At 57.1% G+C, this 17699-nt stretch carries 22 protein-coding genes; 13 read left to right on the plus strand and 9 right to left on the minus strand.

Going from position 1 to position 17699, the window contains the following annotated elements:
• The first annotated feature begins 40 nt into the window (after window positions 1-40).
• Both RIB87_RS01750 and RIB87_RS01755 read left to right on the plus strand, forming a co-directional pair.
• The gene (locus RIB87_RS01750) at window positions 41-478 is read left to right on the plus strand and encodes a nuclear transport factor 2-like protein (RefSeq protein ID WP_350142878.1); all 438 of its coding nucleotides are present in this window, start codon (window positions 41-43) and stop codon (window positions 476-478) included.
• Between the two features lie 145 nt (window positions 479-623).
• Entirely contained in the window at window positions 624-1715 is a 1092-nt protein-coding gene (locus RIB87_RS01755) for a hypothetical protein (RefSeq protein ID WP_350142880.1), read from the plus strand.
• A 132-nt stretch (window positions 1716-1847) separates the two neighbouring features.
• On the opposite strand, the gene RIB87_RS01760 is transcribed toward RIB87_RS01755, so the two are convergent.
• Complete coding sequence (locus RIB87_RS01760) at window positions 1848-2138, minus strand: hypothetical protein (RefSeq protein ID WP_350142882.1); 291 nt, start codon at window positions 2136-2138, stop codon at window positions 1848-1850.
• A 409-nt stretch (window positions 2139-2547) separates the two neighbouring features.
• Window positions 2548-2859 carry a DUF6949 family protein gene (locus tag RIB87_RS01765; RefSeq protein WP_350142884.1) on the minus strand — a complete coding sequence of 104 codons (312 nt, stop codon included), beginning with the start codon at window positions 2857-2859 and terminating at the stop codon, window positions 2548-2550.
• Window positions 2860-3155: 296 nt separating this feature from the next.
• On the opposite strand from RIB87_RS01765, the gene RIB87_RS01770 reads away from it, so the two are divergent.
• Window positions 3156-3929 carry a hypothetical protein gene (locus RIB87_RS01770; protein ID WP_350142886.1) on the plus strand — a complete coding sequence of 258 codons (774 nt, stop codon included), beginning with the start codon at window positions 3156-3158 and terminating at the stop codon, window positions 3927-3929.
• Between the two features lie 9 nt (window positions 3930-3938).
• Here the strand turns inward: RIB87_RS01770 and RIB87_RS01775 are convergent, their stop codons facing one another.
• Together RIB87_RS01775 and RIB87_RS01780 are read right to left on the minus strand one after the other, a co-directional pair.
• A complete protein-coding gene (locus RIB87_RS01775) occupies window positions 3939-4160 on the minus strand; it encodes a DUF3126 family protein (protein ID WP_350142888.1) in 222 nt (73 codons plus the stop codon).
• 156 nt (window positions 4161-4316) lie between these two features.
• Window positions 4317-5120: an SDR family NAD(P)-dependent oxidoreductase gene (locus tag RIB87_RS01780; RefSeq protein ID WP_350142890.1), complete on the minus strand. Its 804-nt coding sequence runs from the start codon at window positions 5118-5120 to the stop codon at window positions 4317-4319.
• 150 nt (window positions 5121-5270) lie between these two features.
• Here RIB87_RS01780 and RIB87_RS01785 point away from each other — a divergent pair, with 150 nt between their 5' ends.
• From RIB87_RS01785 to RIB87_RS01800, 4 genes are all read left to right on the plus strand, one after another.
• A complete protein-coding gene (locus RIB87_RS01785) occupies window positions 5271-6668 on the plus strand; it encodes an MFS transporter (protein WP_350142892.1) in 1398 nt (465 codons plus the stop codon).
• Between the two features lie 142 nt (window positions 6669-6810).
• Window positions 6811-7326, plus strand: a complete 516-nt coding sequence (locus RIB87_RS01790; protein WP_350142894.1) for a copper chaperone PCu(A)C — start codon at window positions 6811-6813, stop codon at window positions 7324-7326.
• Window positions 7327-7342: 16 nt separating this feature from the next.
• Window positions 7343-7783, plus strand: a complete 441-nt coding sequence (locus RIB87_RS01795) for a hypothetical protein (RefSeq protein ID WP_350142896.1) — start codon at window positions 7343-7345, stop codon at window positions 7781-7783.
• A gap of 82 nt (window positions 7784-7865) precedes the next feature.
• The gene (locus tag RIB87_RS01800; protein WP_350142898.1) at window positions 7866-8975 is read left to right on the plus strand and encodes a transporter family protein; all 1110 of its coding nucleotides are present in this window, start codon (window positions 7866-7868) and stop codon (window positions 8973-8975) included.
• Between the two features lie 90 nt (window positions 8976-9065).
• Here the strand turns inward: RIB87_RS01800 and RIB87_RS01805 are convergent, their stop codons facing one another.
• On the minus strand, window positions 9066-9908 hold the full coding sequence (locus RIB87_RS01805) for a glucose 1-dehydrogenase (RefSeq protein ID WP_350142900.1): 843 nt from the start codon (window positions 9906-9908) through the stop codon (window positions 9066-9068).
• A 100-nt stretch (window positions 9909-10008) separates the two neighbouring features.
• Between RIB87_RS01805 and RIB87_RS01810 the strand changes: the two genes are divergently transcribed.
• Window positions 10009-10323 (plus strand): hypothetical protein, encoded by a 315-nt coding sequence (locus tag RIB87_RS01810; RefSeq protein WP_350142902.1) that lies wholly within the window; start codon window positions 10009-10011, stop codon window positions 10321-10323.
• 73 nt (window positions 10324-10396) lie between these two features.
• On the opposite strand, the gene cysE is transcribed toward RIB87_RS01810, so the two are convergent.
• Window positions 10397-11239 (minus strand): serine O-acetyltransferase, encoded by an 843-nt coding sequence (gene cysE / locus RIB87_RS01815; protein WP_350142904.1) that lies wholly within the window; start codon window positions 11237-11239, stop codon window positions 10397-10399.
• 116 nt (window positions 11240-11355) lie between these two features.
• On the opposite strand from cysE, the gene RIB87_RS01820 reads away from it, so the two are divergent.
• Together RIB87_RS01820 and RIB87_RS01825 are read left to right on the plus strand one after the other, a co-directional pair.
• On the plus strand, window positions 11356-12171 hold the full coding sequence (locus RIB87_RS01820; protein WP_350142906.1) for an alpha/beta fold hydrolase: 816 nt from the start codon (window positions 11356-11358) through the stop codon (window positions 12169-12171).
• Window positions 12171-12947, plus strand: a complete 777-nt coding sequence (locus RIB87_RS01825) for an enoyl-CoA hydratase-related protein (protein ID WP_350142908.1) — start codon at window positions 12171-12173, stop codon at window positions 12945-12947. The genes RIB87_RS01820 and RIB87_RS01825 overlap by 1 nt, the downstream gene beginning before the upstream one ends.
• Before the next feature lie 23 nt (window positions 12948-12970).
• On the opposite strand, the gene RIB87_RS01830 is transcribed toward RIB87_RS01825, so the two are convergent.
• Window positions 12971-13573 (minus strand): hypothetical protein, encoded by a 603-nt coding sequence (locus RIB87_RS01830; protein ID WP_350142910.1) that lies wholly within the window; start codon window positions 13571-13573, stop codon window positions 12971-12973.
• A gap of 4 nt (window positions 13574-13577) precedes the next feature.
• Window positions 13578-13976, minus strand: coding sequence for a DUF427 domain-containing protein (locus RIB87_RS01835; RefSeq protein ID WP_350142912.1), 399 nt, complete (start codon window positions 13974-13976; stop codon window positions 13578-13580).
• A 132-nt stretch (window positions 13977-14108) separates the two neighbouring features.
• On the opposite strand from RIB87_RS01835, the gene RIB87_RS01840 reads away from it, so the two are divergent.
• From RIB87_RS01840 to RIB87_RS01850, 3 genes are all read left to right on the plus strand, one after another.
• On the plus strand, window positions 14109-14897 hold the full coding sequence (locus RIB87_RS01840) for an SDR family NAD(P)-dependent oxidoreductase (RefSeq protein WP_350142914.1): 789 nt from the start codon (window positions 14109-14111) through the stop codon (window positions 14895-14897).
• Between the two features lie 27 nt (window positions 14898-14924).
• Window positions 14925-15323: a RidA family protein gene (locus RIB87_RS01845; RefSeq protein WP_350142916.1), complete on the plus strand. Its 399-nt coding sequence runs from the start codon at window positions 14925-14927 to the stop codon at window positions 15321-15323.
• A 481-nt stretch (window positions 15324-15804) separates the two neighbouring features.
• Window positions 15805-16578 carry a TorF family putative porin gene (locus RIB87_RS01850; RefSeq protein WP_350142918.1) on the plus strand — a complete coding sequence of 258 codons (774 nt, stop codon included), beginning with the start codon at window positions 15805-15807 and terminating at the stop codon, window positions 16576-16578.
• 89 nt (window positions 16579-16667) lie between these two features.
• On the opposite strand, the gene RIB87_RS01855 is transcribed toward RIB87_RS01850, so the two are convergent.
• The gene (locus tag RIB87_RS01855) at window positions 16668-17417 is read right to left on the minus strand and encodes an alpha/beta fold hydrolase (protein ID WP_350142920.1); all 750 of its coding nucleotides are present in this window, start codon (window positions 17415-17417) and stop codon (window positions 16668-16670) included.
• Between the last annotated feature and the right edge of the window lie 282 nt (window positions 17418-17699).

A 17699-nucleotide genomic window follows, 5' to 3' on the forward strand; every position in this document is an offset into this window, starting at 1 on the left:
GTTACTCTCCCGCGCACAGCAAACAGGGACGGACCATCACATGATCGAAAAATGCATTGCCGACTGGCACGATTACATCATTCACAAGAAGCCGGGTGGTCTTGAAAATCTGATCGCGGAAGATTGCGTGTTCATTTCACCGGTAGTGTTCACGCCACAGCACGGCAAGGATCTGACCCTGGCCTATCTGCGGGCGGCAGGCGGTACGCTTGGCGGCGAGGGCAAATCTGCGGATGGCAAGCCCGCCGACAATGCCGGCAAGTTCAAATACACCAAGGAAGTGATGGCCGGACATCACGCCGTGCTTGAGTTTGAAACCGAGATGAACGGCAAATACGTCAACGGCGTGGACATCATCACCTGCAACGACGAGGGCAAAATCACGGAGTTTCGCGTGATGATCCGCCCCCTGCAGGCCGTAAATGCGGTTCATGCAGCGATGGGTGAGATGCTTGCGAAAATGAAGCAGGCAAGCTGACAGGCGCCGGATTAAACCCGAAACTGAAGGCGCCTAAACCTCGTTAAGCCTCATGCAAACGGTCATTTGCATCCTGTTACGCAATGCAGCACGCTACTGGCAGTAGTGGGGGCCGGACATAGGTGCATGTCGCGGAGGGTTGGAAATGCGGGCGTTTTTCTTTGTTTTTCTGGCGATCGTCATTCCCGGCGGCCTTATTCTGGCGCTGGAGGCGGGTCTGCTTGACGCCTATCTTGAGGAAATCCCGACAGAAACCCTCATCATGCAGGAACTCGATGCTGTTGTGTCGGCGGATGAACTGGACGGCCGCATTCTCGAAGCACTGGCCGACAATCGCCAGGACGACGCGGAAATGTATGCTGAAATTGCAGCCTATATGGACCGCGAACTGGCGCCACAAACCCGCGATGCCCTTGCAGCGTCTCAAACCACAACCGCAGTTGTACTGCGCAATACCGGCAGCTTCTTTGAAGGGTTTGTGAGTGGCGAAGGCTCAGACAGCGCCGCGTTCGCAGGCGCTGTAACCTCAGACCTCACCGTCATTGGCGATATTCGCGATATCAGCAGCGAAGGCTCCAAAATGGTGGCTGGTGAGGACTACAGCCAGATCATATTGGGCCTCTCGGTTGTAGGCCTCGCGGTAACCGCCGGTACGGTTGCAACCGCCGGGGGTGGCTTGCCCGCACGTGTGGGCGTATCGCTGCTCAAAGTGGCCAAGAAAGCCGGCACCATGACCAGATCATTTGCGGATGAGCTGGGCACGCTGGTGTCCCGCGCCGTGGACTTTCCCGCTCTGCGCCGCACCCTGAACGATGTATCACTTGCAGACCCGGCCTCCACCCGCCGCGCCATCGGGGCCTACACGGACAACGTAAAGAGCGCCGAACTCTTTCCCGTATTGTCGCGCATGGACGAAATGCGTACCGCCGTTGGCCCCGCCGAAAGCGTGCGGCTGATGCGCTATGTGGATAATACGCGCGACCTAGAGAATGTGGCCGACATGTCCATGACATTGGGCGTCAAGACGCGCGGCATCATTGAACTGACCGGCAAAACCTCGCTGCGAGCCTTCAAGGGGGCGATCAATATACTGCGCTGGATGCTTGAATGGGTCTGGGCACTGGGCGTCGCCGTATTGGGCTGGCTGGGCCTGGCCGGAAGTCGCCGTGTCATCAAGCGTCGCCGTACGCGTAGTGCGCAGCAGTCAGCCGACACAACACCAAATAAGCTGGCCTGACCCATTGCCGGTGCCCGCAATTGCAAGGCGCTAAATCAGATAAAAAAAGGGCGCTTTTCCGAGGAGGAGGAAAAGCGCCCCAATTGCAAGACGATAAGGGAGGAATGCCGTCTTGGTTATGTCGATGAGGGTCTAAAGATAGGCCATCGTCTGAAAGATCACGATGGCACCAACTGCCGAAGTGCCGACGTAAGCAGCAAATGCACCGCGTCCAGAGTAAGAGCGTGGGTTTGTGAACATGTTCACGACAGCATCGCGCAGCGGCTGATTTTCGCGCGCGATCAACTGGTTGGCCGTGAACACCAGCAGCACAACGGCCACTGCAAAAAATGCATCACCTGGAGCCAGAACGCCAACTTCATACAGAATGGCACTGGCCGCGATAGCGACGACAGCAAGAATGTTTCCAAACAGGCTTTGCATCTGTAGGCCCTCCAAACTGATCAAACGTTAGCCACCGGCTTGTTTGTGCAGTGCATCTAAACTCGTTGTTCCGAGTATTCAGATAGGAGTGACGGCCTCGCAGGTCAAGGTGCAACAGCACGCGTGGATGCAAAAGTATATGACAGTTCGATATTGGTGTTCTCAGGTGACTATCTGTCAAGACAATGACAAAATCTCATAAACACCTGAAAATAAAAAAAAAGAAGGGTTTTACGGAGGGGCGCCACAAAAATCCCGGTTTATGAATGGTGAACCATTTTCAGATCATTCTCAAACCAGTATGCCAGCCATGCAATTCCGCGGGAACTAAATGCAGTGCACCATGACGTTTTGTCAGATGGTTTGCGCATCGGCCAGACCAACTGCCCTCCAATTGGCACACCAATGTCTAGGCAGACAGGATCAAACGCAGCACGAAAATGCCCGACATGAAGCTCCAGAAAACCGCAATGCCAGCTGATAGAGCGAGCCATATCCATGCCCGTTGTTCCAGAACTCTTGCCCGCACGGCGTTGCGCATGATGACCATCGGGCCGGCAAAAACGAGAGTTGCGGTGCCGGTAATAACTTCCGGCAACGGCGCGGTCAGCACATTGAAGCTTGGCGGCTTGTGCGTGATCAGCCGATAGAAACTTGATGTAACGCCTGCGGTGACGAGACCCGTCAGCACAGCCATCATAAAAACTGTCATCTCACCCATTGAACTGCCCCGGACACCAAAACTGACCCAGAACCACCCACAAACGGGCGGTTGCATCGATTGGGGCGCAAGACGCGTACCAGCGTGAAAATCGAAGGCATTTCTGAGTTTTTGAGACTTCCCGCCTCAGGCTGCCCTGAATGGTGACGCAATAACGCGTACGGCGTACTGAAATGGCACGGCAAGAACACTCGCCACCGGAACCAACCTCCACCAGCCCAACACGAATCCTGTAGGATGTCGTACCGCTAGCTGCGCGCCGTTAACCGACAAAAGCAAAAGCCCGATCAAAACCCATGGCAAGTGACCGCTCGACGAATACCCGTGATGAAGTTGTAGAGCGTCCGCCTTGGCTTATTCCCGTTCTCGTGGCACTTGGCGTCATCGTGTTTGCCGCCATCTTCCTGTGGTATTACGTCGGTCCCACAACCGAGGAGATTTTGGGTCTTGCGCCTGAGGCAACAGACCGGCTGGATAAAGTGCAAGTCTCTATTGTGGATGTGCAGCTCGCCATTCCCGCCAACTACACCCGCTTTGCCGGCGCCCGACAGGGCGGCGCGTTTGAGCGCCTTGAGATGCACGCCCTGCTGCCCGACCTAACGCCGTTCACCGAACGCACCCGTGACGAGTTCGACCGATCAGATCCGCTATCGCCGGTGTTGCACATCCGCATTGAGGAAGCCAACAGCGTGCTTGCCTCCCAACCCCGCCTTGAGCTTGTCTACCTGCCCGCCGTCACCAACCGGGACGGCGAGCCTGGGCCGCATGGCCTGCGCCATTATGTATTCCGCAATGATACGGGCTTTAGCGGTCAGGACATGTATGTGGGGCCGGGGCCTGCTGGCGCACCCGCCATTTTGGTGTGTTCACGCGACGCGCCATTGCTGTGGTGTCGCCGCGAAATACTGCTGAGTGAGCGCGTGGTGCTACGCTACCGCTACAAGCGGGCCCATCTGGAACAATGGAAAGAGATCGACAATCAGGTTCTGGCTCTGATTGCCACATTCCGTGCCAACGCCCGTCCCGAGGCACCGCCACAGGAGTTGCGGCTGGCCCCCGTCGAGCCATAAGCCGCGCTCTTACGCGGCGTCCGTATCCAGATCAAAGCCCAGAATAGCCATGTTGAAGTCATAGGAGACTTCGCCATCTTCGTCGTCGCGGAAAATCACACCTATGAACTCATCGCCCAAATACACCTCAACGGAATCATCCTTGATGGGGCGCTGGCGCACTTCAATGATATCCAGCCGGAACTTCTTCCGAAGATAAGTCTCAAGGCGGATGATTTCTTGCTGGTCCAAGGGGTCAGGCTCCGATTGTCTTAAGGGTGTATCAAAAGGTGTCTGGGGGAATAAACATCGTCGCGGTCAAGGGCTTCATTTACCGCCTGTTGCCCGCCACTGCAAATCGTGCAGGAGCGGGATTTGGTTGTGTTGTCGGCGCGTCTTCAAAAATCTCTACCCGCGCATTTTCGCGAACATTGTCCGCGCGTCGTGCTCATCATCACCCTCATAGCGCGGCGCATATGTTGCGTAGGCTTCTTTCAGCGCAGTGTATCGCTTATCGATATGCACCATGTTGTAAGCGTGTGACACCACATAGAACTGACCGTCCATAAGCTGCTTCATCGCAATGGCCGTATAGGCATCGGTGTCCATGCCGCCGGGCATGGCCTGCGTCATTTCAGACTGCACAAACCCCGGACAGATCAGCGCCACATCTATGAAGTCCGGCATTTCCTCGGCCAACAATTCAGTGATCGCCAGCACCGCGTGCTTTGATGAAACATAGGCGTGTGATGCGGGAACGGCCGGAAACAGACTGTTCTCTGAACCCAGATTGTAAATCGCTGCCGGTGTGCCCTGCTCGACAAAACGCCGCCCGAAAACCTGTATGCCGTTGAGCACGCCAAACACATTTATCTCATACAGCGCCCGAAAATCGTCGAGGTCCATTTTCAACAGAGTTGAAAGCCGCTGGCTGACGCCCGCATTGTTAAGCAAAACATCGGCCTGCCCAAAAGTGTCCCACGCAAAATCCGCCAACGCCTCTACATCCGCACGTTTGCTGACATCGCAAACACATCCCGCAGCATCCACACCCTGTGCACCAAGGGCTGCAACCGCTTTATCAAGCCGGTTCCTGCGGCGGCCTGCGAGCACAATTTTTGCGCCGTGCGCCCCAAACTGTTTGGCGAATGAAAAGCCGATGCCGGTTGCGCCGCCGGTGATAACCACCACCTTGTCCCTGAAGTCTTTCATCCGCCCGATGCTCCCCTTCGCAGGCATTATGTCCCACTTTTGCGGGGTGACATTCAAACAATGACACCCACATGATGCGCACTAGACGATATCAGCATGTGATGGTCAAAGCTCGCGCACAGAACGCGGGCACGACCCGCCGGAGGACATTTGACCAACACAACTTCGCCTGGCACCGCAGGCTCCCGCCCTTCCATGGGCGAGCGCCTGAAAGCCGCACCGCTGGCGGCCTATGCCGCCCTTACTTTTCCCATGGGCGGGCTGGGCCTGCCTATCACGGTGTACCTGCCGCCACTGTATGCAACCGAGGTTGGTCTGGGGCTTGCGCTGGTCGGCACCATCTTCATGCTGACGCGCATTTTTGATGTGGTGACGGACCCGATCATGGGCGTGGTGATTGACCACTACCCCACCCGCTGGGGCCGCCGCCGCCATTGGATAGCCCTGTCGGTGCCGCTGCTGCTGGTCGCGGCATTTTTTGTGTATTTCCCCTCGCCTGACGCAAGCGCCGGCTACCTTCTGGTGTGGATGCTCGTGCTTTATGTGGGCTTCACCATGCTCACAATTGCGCATCAAAGCTGGGGCGCTGAACTCTCAACCGACTACGCCGAGCGCAACCGCATTTATGGGTGGCGCGAAGTGGCGATCATTCTTGGGATGATTTCCGTGCTCGGCCTGCCAGCCGCGCTGGAACTCACAGCCGGTGTGGATGCATTCGGCAAGGTCGGTGCCATGGGGTGGTTCCTCATAATAACGCTGCCGCTGACCGCTTTGGCCGCCATCATGCTGGTGCCGGACAAGACAGCCCCGGTGAACGAAGAGCGCAAAATAGAATGGCGCCAGGCGCTGCGCGTGCTGGCAACCAACTGGAGCATGGCGCGTATTGTGGCTGCCGACATGATGACCAGCCTTGCTATTGGCATCATTGGCTCAAGTTATCTGTTTCTGGCGCGTTTTGTTTGGGAACTGGCCGGCTATTCAAGCCTGATGCTGCTGGGGTATTTCGTGCTTGGTTTTGCCGGAATGCCGTTTTGGATGTGGCTGGCCAAACGCATGTCGAAGCACCGTGCGTTATGCGTTGCATTCATCTGGAGCATCGTCGCGCAGCTTGTGTATCTGTTTCCCGGTTCGGGTGATTTCGGGCTGGCGTTGTTCGCCACATTCTTCCTTGGTTTTGCATTTGGCGCAGGCCCGTTCCTGTTGCGCTCCATGATGGCTGATGTTTGTGATAAGGACCGTCTGGATACTGGACACAACCGCACTGCCCTGCTCTACGCATTGCTGACCACCACCGCAAAAGTGGGCGCGGCCGTGTCTGTGGGCGTGACATACGCCCTGCTGGCATGGGTCGGGTTCGATCCTTCATCGACCACCAATACGCCAGAAGCCCTTGATGGACTGCGCCTGATCTTCGCACTGCTGCCGATTGTCTTCCTGGTGGCTGCCATTGCCCTGATCTGGAATTACCCGATTGACCATGCCGCGCAAGCCGAGATTCGCCGCCAGCTTGAAGAAAAACAGGCCGCTGATGCCACGTTGGCAGACTGAAGGGTCAGGGTTTTTCCCGTCTTTCAGCCGTCGTTACGGGGGATATTCCGCCGGTATATGATGCGTCATTGCGTCCGCTTATGTAGAGTGGCGCGCGCACTGTAAACACATGCAACCACAATCGGCTCCGGAGGCCATGCTCATGATCCGCCGCATTCTGCTTGCTCTAACGCTCACGGCCCCGCTTGCCATTGTTGCCTGTTCTCAGGGCGGTGACAGCGAGATCAGTGTCGAAGAGCCCTATGCCCGCCAGACCATCGGCCTTGGCACAACAGGTGCCGCCTACATGGTCATTCGCAATACCGGGTCCGGCGACGATAGGCTGATAGCGGCCTCATCGCCCAACGCGACCAGTGTTGAGATGCACACCCACGAAAAAGATGGCGACGTCATGCGGATGCGGATGATCGACGGCATCGATATTCCCGCAGGCGATGTTGTTACGCTCCAACCCGGAGGCCTTCACCTGATGCTGTTTGAGGTGATGGAAGGATTGCAGGTTGACGCAACAGTGCCGATGACCCTCACCTTTGAAAAGGCCGGCGAGATTTCAACGATGGTGTCGGTTGTTGCAACTGGTGGCGGAGCGCCCGCAAACCACGGGGAAATGGACCACGGGGCAATGGATCATGGCGGCATGGACCATACCGGCCAGTAGGTAGCCCAAACATCTGATGACGAGATCGGCAGCCAGCACCGCCCACACGCGGCTTAATCGCAAAGGGACGGCCCTCATGGGCTTGCTGGCGCTTGCCGTCCATTTCGCGGCCTTCTCACTTGCCGCCGTCATGCCGGTGGCCACCGCGTTGGCCGCCGCTGAGGCCCAACCTTTTGAGATTGTGATCTGTACCGTCCACGGCCCTGTTACCATGGACGCCCGCGATCTGGGGTTGGACCTATCGGAGCAAACCCGGGCTCCTGAGCTTCCGCGCACCGCGTGTGATCTGGCGCTCAAGGGCGTTACCGCCATTGCCGCTTCCTCTCAGCCTGATGCGGCCCCTATACCCGTCAGCTATGCCGAAGCCAATATCGAACGCCCAACGGTGTTGTCGCTGGTTCATGCCCTTCACCTGAACCCCACCGCGCCTACACGCGCACCACCCCCACAATCCTGACCCAAACATCCGTGCCTTTGGGATCAAGCTCTGCGTGAGCTGATTTCGGCACACTTTTTTTTGTTCGATCAGGATTTTTCCAATGAAACCGACATCTGTTGCAGGTCATGGACGCCTGCTTGCAGCCACGTGTGCTGCGCTTTTCTTTTTCTCTGCCTCGTCTCTGGCTCATGACGGCATCGACCATTCAAAACCTGCGCCCATCCGTGCTGACAGTCATGCCCCCATCGGTGTGATGGGCGACCATATGCACAAGGCCGGCGAGGTCATGTTCTCCTACCGCTACAAGCGCATGGACATGTCCGGCGTGCGCGACGGCATGGACGACCTGTCCAACGCCCAGGTACTGGCAACGCCAAACCGCTTTTTTGGCGCGCCCATGCAGCCGCCGGGTCTGCGTATCATTCCCACTGAAATGACCATGGATATGCACATGATCGGGGCAATGTATGCCCCCAACGACAATCTGACGCTGATGGTCATGGGCATGTATATGAAAAAGGAGATGGACCACATCGTGTTCAACCCTCCGGGCAACGCACAGATCGGCGGCTTTACCACCAAGGTTGAAGGACTTGCCGACACAAAGGTTTCCGGCCTTGTGCGCCTGATGGACGAAGGCCCCACACAAGTACACCTGAACATCGGGGTCAGCCTGCCCACCGGGTCAATCACCGAAGAGGGCGCAATCCTAACGCCTATGGGTATGCGTCCGCGCGTACGTCTGCCCTACCCCATGCAGCTTGGCTCCGGCACCGTTGATGTGCTGCCCGGCATTACATACACCGATCGCTCCGGTGATATTTCGTGGGGCGCGCAAGCCATGGCAACGTTGCGCTCCGGCAGGAACAGCGAGAACTATCAATTGGGAAATGCCGGTGAGCTAACGACATGGGCGGCTTACCAGTTTGCCCCGTGGGTCTCGACATCACTCCGCCTGAAGGGTGAAACCATCGGCAAGATTTCAGGTCAGGACGCCCGTATCGCAGGTCCGGTGCAAACAGCCGACCCAAGCAATATTGGTGGACGGTTCATTGAAGCCGGTCTGGGTGTCAATCTCGTCGGCCAGGAGGGCTACATCCGCGGCCACCGCCTCGCCATCGAAGCAAACGTGCCGGTAATGCAAGACCTCAATGGTCCGCAGATGAAACGCGACTGGTCGCTTATGGCAGGGTGGCAATACGCATTCTAGGCAGACAAACAGGGCCTCACAGCCGGTTCCCTCTCCCCTTCAGAGTCCTGGAGCGGGAGAGGGTTCGGATGAGGTCGCTGGACGTTCCGCCTACTGAATAGTGTACCCACCATCCACAACAAACTCGGTGCCGGTGATAAAACCTGATTTGTTGCTGGCAAGGAACACAACCGCATCGCCAATGTCGCGCGGGTCACCCAGCTTGCCCAGCGGGTGCGCCATCACCAGCATATCAATCATCTCGTTTGAACTCTGGAATACGGCGTCAGGCCGCTTGGTGCCTTCTTCCACGGCATCGCGCACCAGCGCTGTATCAATGAAGCCGGGATGAATTGAATTGACCCGAATACCATAGCCAAGCTCGGCGCACTCAAGCGCTGCAACCTTGGTCAGCAGGCGCACGCCGCCCTTGGAGGCGTTGTAGTCCGCGTTGCGTGGAAACCCGACCAGCCCCATGATCGACGAAATGTTGATGATCGCCCCATCCGCATTTTCTTTAGTGGCGTATTTTTTTATTGTGCGGATGCCGTGCTTGCAGCCAAGAAACACACTGTCCAGATCAATCGCCGTTACATGTTTCCAGTCGGCCAGCTCAAGGTTTTCAATGTACTCGCCGGCGGGTGCAATGCCCGCATTGTTGACCAGAATATGCAGCGCGCCAAAAGCCTCCTCGGCTTTGGCACATGCTGCTTCCCACTGTTCTTCGCTGGTCACATCATGACCGATGAACACAGCCTTGCCGCCCTCACCTGCTATCTCATCCACAACGGCCTGACCTTCATCAGCGCGCAGATCAGTTACCACAACGGATGCACCCTCACGGGCAAGGCCAAGCGCTGAAGCCCGTCCAAGGCCACGCGCGGCACCTGTGACCAGGGCGACCTTTCCCGCCAGTACCTGCTCTGTTTTTCCGCCCTGCATCTGCTTGGCCATTTGTTTCCCGCCTGTTGTTAGGTCTCTTGCCTGATAGACATTCGTGCGTATTGTGCCCGTGCTTTCATCCCGCGCCAAGCACCACAACAGGAAAGTTCCCATGGCCAGCGAGACCGCCGTCGTTCACCTCATTACCTTTACAGGCGGCAGCACCGATGCTGCAGTATCAAACCTGCGTGGCTACGTGGAACGCGAGCTCGCCCGTTCGGCACCTAAAGGGTTTTTGTCCGCTGTTGTGCTTGAGGCAAAAGACGGCAAAAGCGCGAGCCTGCTGTCATATTGGCAAAGCGCTGAAGATGTTGAGGACGTATCCGATACAGCCCCCTGGGAAGCTGCAATGGACCTGTGCGAAGCCGTGTGTGATGACCGCGCAGAAATGACATATCAAATCAGCGGTGCCGCAGCAGCAGACTAGGAAAGCTGCTTATCCTATCGCATCAGCACGGTTCCGTCCGGTTCAACCGGCCTAGACGAGAACTGCCGTGGCCCTAAATGGCGGATCCGTCTTCTTCTTCGCAGCATCCCACCATCTGGTCCATGCTGCGGGCGGGTTCCGGGCAGCCTGATTCACCAATCACCTTGGCGGGCACCCCCGCCACTGTTGTGTTCCGCGGCACATCCTTGGTGACAACCGATCCTGCTGCAACCCGTGAACAGTCACCCACCGTGATGTTGCCAAGCACTTTGGCCCCAGCCCCCAGCAAAACACCACGGCCGATTTTCGGGTGACGGTCACCGTCTTCCTTGCCGGTGCCGCCAAGCGTGACTGAATGCAGCATCGACACATCATCCCCCACAACGGCCGTCTCGCCGATGACAATCGAGGTCGCGTGATCCATCATCACGCCACGGCCAATTTTGGCATTGGGATGAATATCAACACCGTAGGCCTCCGAGATGCGGCTTTGCAGGTGATATGCCATGGCCACCCGCTTCTGGTTCCAGCACCAATGTGCCACGCGGAAGCATTGCAACGCCTGAAAGCCCTTGAAGTACAGCAACGGCTGAAGAAAGTAATCGCACGCCGGGTCACGGTCAAAAACCGCCATCAGGTCAGCACGCGCCATATCTGCAATGTCGGGAGTGCTTTCGTAGGCCTCATCAAAAACCTGCTGTAACAGCATGGCACCGGCCTGCTTGTTGCCCAGCTCCTCCGCCAGATGATATGCCAGCGAACTCTCAAATGAGCGATGATTGAGAATGGCCGCGTGCAGATAGCTTGCAAGAATGGGCTCGGTTTGGGCGCTTTCTTCAGCCTCGCGGCGAATGCGCTCCCATACGGGGTCAACCTGCGCGAGCGGCGAGCCGGATGTTTTCATAGACTGAGACATGCAAGCCTCCCCACAACGCAAATACACTGCGTGATTTATTCATTCTCGAAAATATCACATAAGTGGCTGCGAACGAATTACAATTACCCTATTGATCTTACGGATACCTGATCCAGATGCCATTCATCAAGGCCGCCGACATTAACGTTTACTGGGAGCAGCATGGACCAGCCGATGGCACGCCCGTATTCTTCATCGGTGGCTCTGGCGGTGACCTGCGCAAAAAGCCTAACGTGTTTGACGGGCCGCTGGCGAAATACGCAAACGTTGTGAGCTATGATCAGCGCGGTCTGGGCCAGACCGAGAAACCCGATGCGCCGTACACTATGCAACAGTATGCGGACGATGCAGCCGCGCTGATGGAAGCTGTCGGCTGGCCATCTGCTCATGTCATTGGTGTTTCATTTGGCGGCATGGTGGCGCAGCACCTGGCCCAACGGCATCCTGAGAAAATCCGCAAGCTGGTGCTGTGCTGCACGTCACCGGGCGGTGCCGGCGGCAGCTCCTATCCGTTGCATACGGTCGCAGACATGGAGGAAGCAGAACGCATTCGCTTCATGGCTCCTATCTCAGACACTCGCAGCGATGCCAACTGGCAGCGTGAGAACGCCGAGCTGTTTGCAAGTCTCATCAAGATGCAGGTCGATGCTGAAAAACCATTTGTTGATGAGCGGCGCCGTGCGCAAGGTGCTGTGTGGCAACTGGAGGCCCGCAAGCATCATGACGCGTGGGAAGGCCTTGCAGCCATGCCGCATGAAACGTTGGTTTGCGGTGGCAGATACGACGGCATTGCCACGCCGCTCACCCAACAGCGCATGGCAGGCCGCATTCCCGATGCGACGCTTAAAATGTATGACGGCGGCCACCTGTTTTTGCTGCAGGATCGTGCCGCATGGAACGACATCATGTCCTTTCTGGACATTGCGACCTGATGGCCGGAATCATCTGCGAGACATCCGGAGAAATAGGCTGGCTTGTCATAGACAGGCCCACGCACCGCAACGCGTTGACCACGGCAATGTGGCGTGAGCTTCCCCGCGTGGTTGAACATCTCGACGCCGACGACGCAGTCCGCGTCATCATTATGCGTGGCGCAGGCGAAGCCGCCTTTGCCGCGGGTGCGGACATTCTGGAATTGCAACAGATGGGCGATGATCCCGATGCACTTGCAGCCTTCGAGCATGACTTTGAGGCAGCCCAAGCCAGCATCGAGAACGCATCAAAACCCGTAATTGCCGCCGTGCGCGGACCCTGCATGGGGGGTGGCATGGCACTTGCGCTTGCCTGCGACATGCGTATAGCCGCAGATGATGCATCCTTTGCCATTCCCGCTGCCCGGCTGGGCCTTGGCTATGCAGCACCCGCTGTTGCCCGCCTGATGCGCGTTGTCGGCGCGGCCAACGCCTTTGAGGTGCTGGCAACCGCCCGCAGATTGTCAGCCAGCGAAGCAATGCGCATGGGCCTCATAACCCAGGTTACCGATCCCGAGAGTGTATTTGCCCAGGCAACGAAAACGGCCGAACAGATTGCTCGCAATGCGCCGCTTACTGTGCGCGCAGCAAAAGCAACCATAGCTGCCCTCGTCCGTGACAGGACATTGTTGCGTGACGCTGAAATGCTGATTGCCCAATGTGGCCAAAGCGCCGATTTTGCGGAAGGTCGAAAGGCCTTCGCTGAAAAACGCGAGCCTCGGTTTCAGGGTCGGTAGAGCAAGGATTTTAATAAGGTTTGCTAAAAACCTGGTTGCCCTGGAACAACCGTGACCGGCGTGTGCGTTCCACATTCAAAACTGTCCCGCATCGTATCAGCCACCTGCCGCGCAACCTCGTTGGCATTGCTCACCGCTTTGGCATCCACATAGCCGATGTGACACGACCGTTCATCCGGCGTTGCAGGCACCTTGCTGACCACAAGCACGTTCCCCTTGCCGTTTTCTTCGCCCATGCCTCCCTCGCCCAAGCCGCCCTCGCCCATGCCGCTGTCGGTGAAATATCGCAGGATCAGCGCATAGGGTTCGAACGACCCTGCAGCCATCTCGCCGCGCCACTCGGCTTTGGTGTTGACGGTATTGAACGGACCCAGCGTTTCAAACAGGATGGCCGTCTGCGCCCCGGTGCGACGCGGCTCCACCCAGAACCGCAAATCACCTTCCATAACCCGAAGTTCCCATCCCTCCGGGCCCGGACAAACCGCTTCATAGGCAGGCTCATCACCGAAGTCTTGTCCTTGTGGACAGACATCCAGATCAATGTCGGAGTATTGGCTGACAGGTTGTGCCATTGCCGATGCGGCAAGCAACCCTGAGAACAAACCTGCAATCAGAAAGCAACGCATGGGGTTATTCCTCGGTGACTGTGATGCGGTCTGTATAAAACGCCAGATGGTCCTTGATCTGCGCCAGCGGCACAAACGGGTCTTCATAGCTCCACACAGCATTGACCCCCGCATCTGAACCCGCGATGACAGAAAAATAGGAAGCCTCGCCCTTAAGAGGGCAGAACGTCGAATGATCGGTGCGTTTAAGGCCCGGCATATCGGCGTCGCTGCGCGGCACATAGAGCACCGGAGCATATTCTCCCTCATGCAGGCGTATGGCGTTTTTGCTGCGTGCAATCTCAGTGTCATTCAGTGTCACAACCACGCACCCTGTAACCGGCTCAAGGCGGATGCGGTCTGGAAACTCCGCCAGCCGCGAAGGCAGATGCGCGCCTGAAACCGTCCGTGCCGTTTCACTCATTGTTCAATCCTTCACTCATTTGAGCCTGCCAGACTGGCCTGTTTTCGTCAGGTTGGACTTGATGCATACGTTGTTTCCCCGCTAACTGGCAAAAATACAAACGCAAAATGCGAGACGACAGGGAGAGCATCCATGCGCATCGACGGCCAGAGTGCCATCATAACCGGATCAGCAACAGGTCTTGGTGCCGCCATCGCAATCAAGCTGGCTGAACGTGGTGCCAATGTGGTTATCAACTTCACCAAAAGCAAAACAGAAGCCGAAGAAACTGCCAAGCTGTGTGAACAGGCCGGCGGCAAGGCTGTGCTGGTACAGGCGGATGTCTCGAAGGACGAAGACTGCCGACGCATGGCGCAAGAAACAGTGGATGCCTTCGGTCGCATCGACATTCTGATTAACAACGCAGGCGGCACCAAGTTTGCTGATCACGATAAACTCGATGATCTGAACGCAGAGGACTTTCACTGGATATACGGGCTCAACGTTGTTGGCCCCTATCAGATGATCCGCGCCTGCCTGCCCCACCTCAAGGAGCACGGCAAAGGCAAGGTTGTGAATGTCTCGTCCATCGCCGGGGTTGTCGGCATCGGATCATCGGTTGCATATGCTGCTTCCAAGGGTGCCTTGAACACCATGACACTATCACTGGCCCGCTCGCTCGCACCTGAAGTGCGCGTTAATGCAATCTGTCCCGGCTTTATTGGTACACGGTGGTTCAAGGACAAGTTTGGCGACAACATGTTTCAGGAGATTGTGGCCAATCAGGAAGCCACGATGCCACTCCGGCAAGCGGGGACGCCGGAGCTTGTTGCAGATGCAGCCGTGTTTTTTGCCTGCGAAGGCGGCGAGCACATAACCGGCGAAACGCTGATTACCGATGCTGGTATGCATATGGGCTACGCACCGCAAGTCGCCCGCTAACAAGCGCGGCAGTGAGAGAGAAAATCAATGGCCATCACCAAAATAAATCCTGACGACATGCCTGACGCTGGCGCCATGGGCTACACGCAGGTGACGACAGCCCAGCCCGGCACGATGATTTTTCTGTCCGGCCAGGTTGGCTGGAGCCGCGACGGCACACCAGTGCCTGAGGGGTTGGCAGAGCAGGCCGCAATCGCGGTTCGCAATGTCGAGCGCGGTCTGGCGGCAGCCGGTGCGTCCGCCGCTGATGTCACATCAATGCGGATTTATGTGGTTGGTCTGACCGACGACAACGCCGGCGACGCCTACAGCCCCCTGCCAGCCTTCTTTGGTGGCCAGGCCCCGTGCGTCACCATGATTGGTGTTTCGTCACTGGCTTCGCCAAACCTGCTGGTGGAAATGGAAGTGACAGCCGTCAAGAGCTGACGGGGCAGTCCACATCTGATTCAAAGCGGCCTGCACCGTCACAGTCACCCGCTGGCAGACACTACACCCCTCCTGAATCTTGCGATTATTTGGCTGGAAAACGCAGTTTTTCAGATGTGTGACATTTTTGTCGCGCCTATGTGACGGAGAGGTTGCAGTTTTTTGCGGCACGTTGTGCGGCGCAAAACTTAGGCATTCGCATATGCAGCATAATTCTTGTGCAATTGATATGTGACAGATGACTAATACTTGGGCGAAACCCGCATTAACTCTCACCTTTTTGCACTTTGACGATATGTCAGAACATTGATAGCGAAGAGGTATGCAAGGCATCACTCCTCCCGATGTCGTGCAGACCACTTAACGCGAGGAATACTTTTTCCTCAGTCGCAAAAACTGTGTTTCTGCGAGCAAACCAACTCGGCCTTTTTACAGTTTAAGTAAAGCTGAAATCTGCCGAATGTAACCAGGGGTTTTGACTATGAAAGACTATGGGGCACTCAGCACACCAAAAGGGTTGCGCGGCCTGAAGCTCTCAGCATCAGCGCTTGTTCTTGCTGCAGCATCTTTTGCCGCACAGCCAGCGCTGGCGGAAGAAGCAGCACCTGCTGACGACGGGCTTGTCTTCGGCGGTGAACTGTCAGGCAACGTTGGTTTCTACACCGACTACATCTATCGCGGCGTGAGCCAGACCAACAATGAAGCTGCCATTCAGGGCGGCATCGACTGGGCGCACACATCAGGCTTCTACATCGGCGCATGGGGCTCCAACGTTGATTTCAACGATGGAGACCAGGCATCCGTCGAGGTGGACGTGTATGGCGGTTTCAGCAACTCGCTGGAAAGCCTTCCGGCACTCTCCTACGATGTGGGCGTCCTCTACTACTGGTACCCGGGCGCGACGAGCAGTCTCGACTATGACTTCGTCGAACTCTACGGCTCGATCGGCTACGACTTCGATTTTGCCGCAGCCAGCTTCGGTCTTGCCTGGTCGCCTGAGTTCTTCGGCGACACAGGGGACGCCTACTACTACCAGCTTGGCCTTGAAGTGCCGCTGCCCTTCGACGTCGGTTTTGCTGCCGGCTACAACTTCCAGGAGTTTGAAGAAGGCGCACAGGACGATTATCAGGACTGGAATGTGGGGCTGGGCTACACACTCTACGGACTGGACCTGAGCCTCACCTACTCTGAGACTGTCGATCTTGGCACCTCAGACAATGAAGCACTGACCTTCGGAGTTGGCTACTCATTCTAAGGGGGGTGTAGCCACCCGTTGCGCCAAGGAGCTAGTCCCTCCTGAAGCAGGCCGGATCACTTGGGGGAGTGGTCCGGCCTGTTTTGTTTTCATCTGGTCTGGGCGAGAAAGCGAATGACTTCCGACTTGGTGATCTTGTCGCCCACCGCCCGCATGTGATCCCGGCGCGGCACTACCACACATTCAGCACCAGGAATGAGCGCCGCCAACGGCGCAGGGTCGCGCGCCACATCGTCGGTCTCCCCTGCTATGACCAACGTCGGAGCTGAAATGGCGCCCAGATCATCCGCCGTAAAAACCTTGCCGACGCCGCGAATGCAGGCGGCAAGAGCTTGTTTGTCGGCACCCGTCTGATCCGCGAACAAACGAAACCGACGCGGCACTTCCTGGCTTTGTGGCGGCACATCATCCCGAAGCAGGCCCTGCGCAATATCTTCGTTACGCTGGCCCGTCTCACGCAGCATGTTTTCACCGACGCCCGCCAGCACAAGCCGTGACACAAGTTCCGGCCGCGCCGCCGCGAGCACGGCTGACGTAAATGCGCCCATGGAGTATCCCATGACGTCCACCGCACCTGCATCCAGGCTCTCAATTACCGCAGCGACATCCGCTGCCAACTCCTCAAGTGCATAAGCCGCCGGGTCATAATACTTTGTGGTTCTGCCATGGCCACGCAGGTCGGGTGCAACGCCGCGCAGACCTGCGTCCGACAGTGGCTTGATCCATCCCGGCGCAACCCAGTTGGTGCGGTGGTCTGAAGCAAATCCATGAACCAGCATGACCGGACGCTCCCCGGCATCCGCTTCGTACACATAAATAACTGCGTCTGCGCGTGTCACTTGTTTCATCATTGGCCAGCCACTTCTAGCGAGAGCGAGCTACCCACCTAGCGGGTTTGGCGGCAACAAAAAAGGGGTGCGCCGCGTGGCACGTACCTCTGTTTGATATCTGCACCGGATTTAGTTTCCGGCAGGAACGAACTTCCAAAGCTGCCCGGAGAAGTTTTGGCAATCATCCATGCGTGCAGCACCGCCCAGGGACAAAGACGGATCAACACGGCTTCCCTCAAAGCACTTGTTTTCCGATGCCTGGAACTGCGTCTGCATCCGATAAAATCCGGA

The sequence above is a fragment of the Pyruvatibacter sp. genome, assembly GCF_040219635.1.
GTDB lineage: Bacteria > Pseudomonadota > Alphaproteobacteria > CGMCC-115125 > CGMCC-115125 > Pyruvatibacter.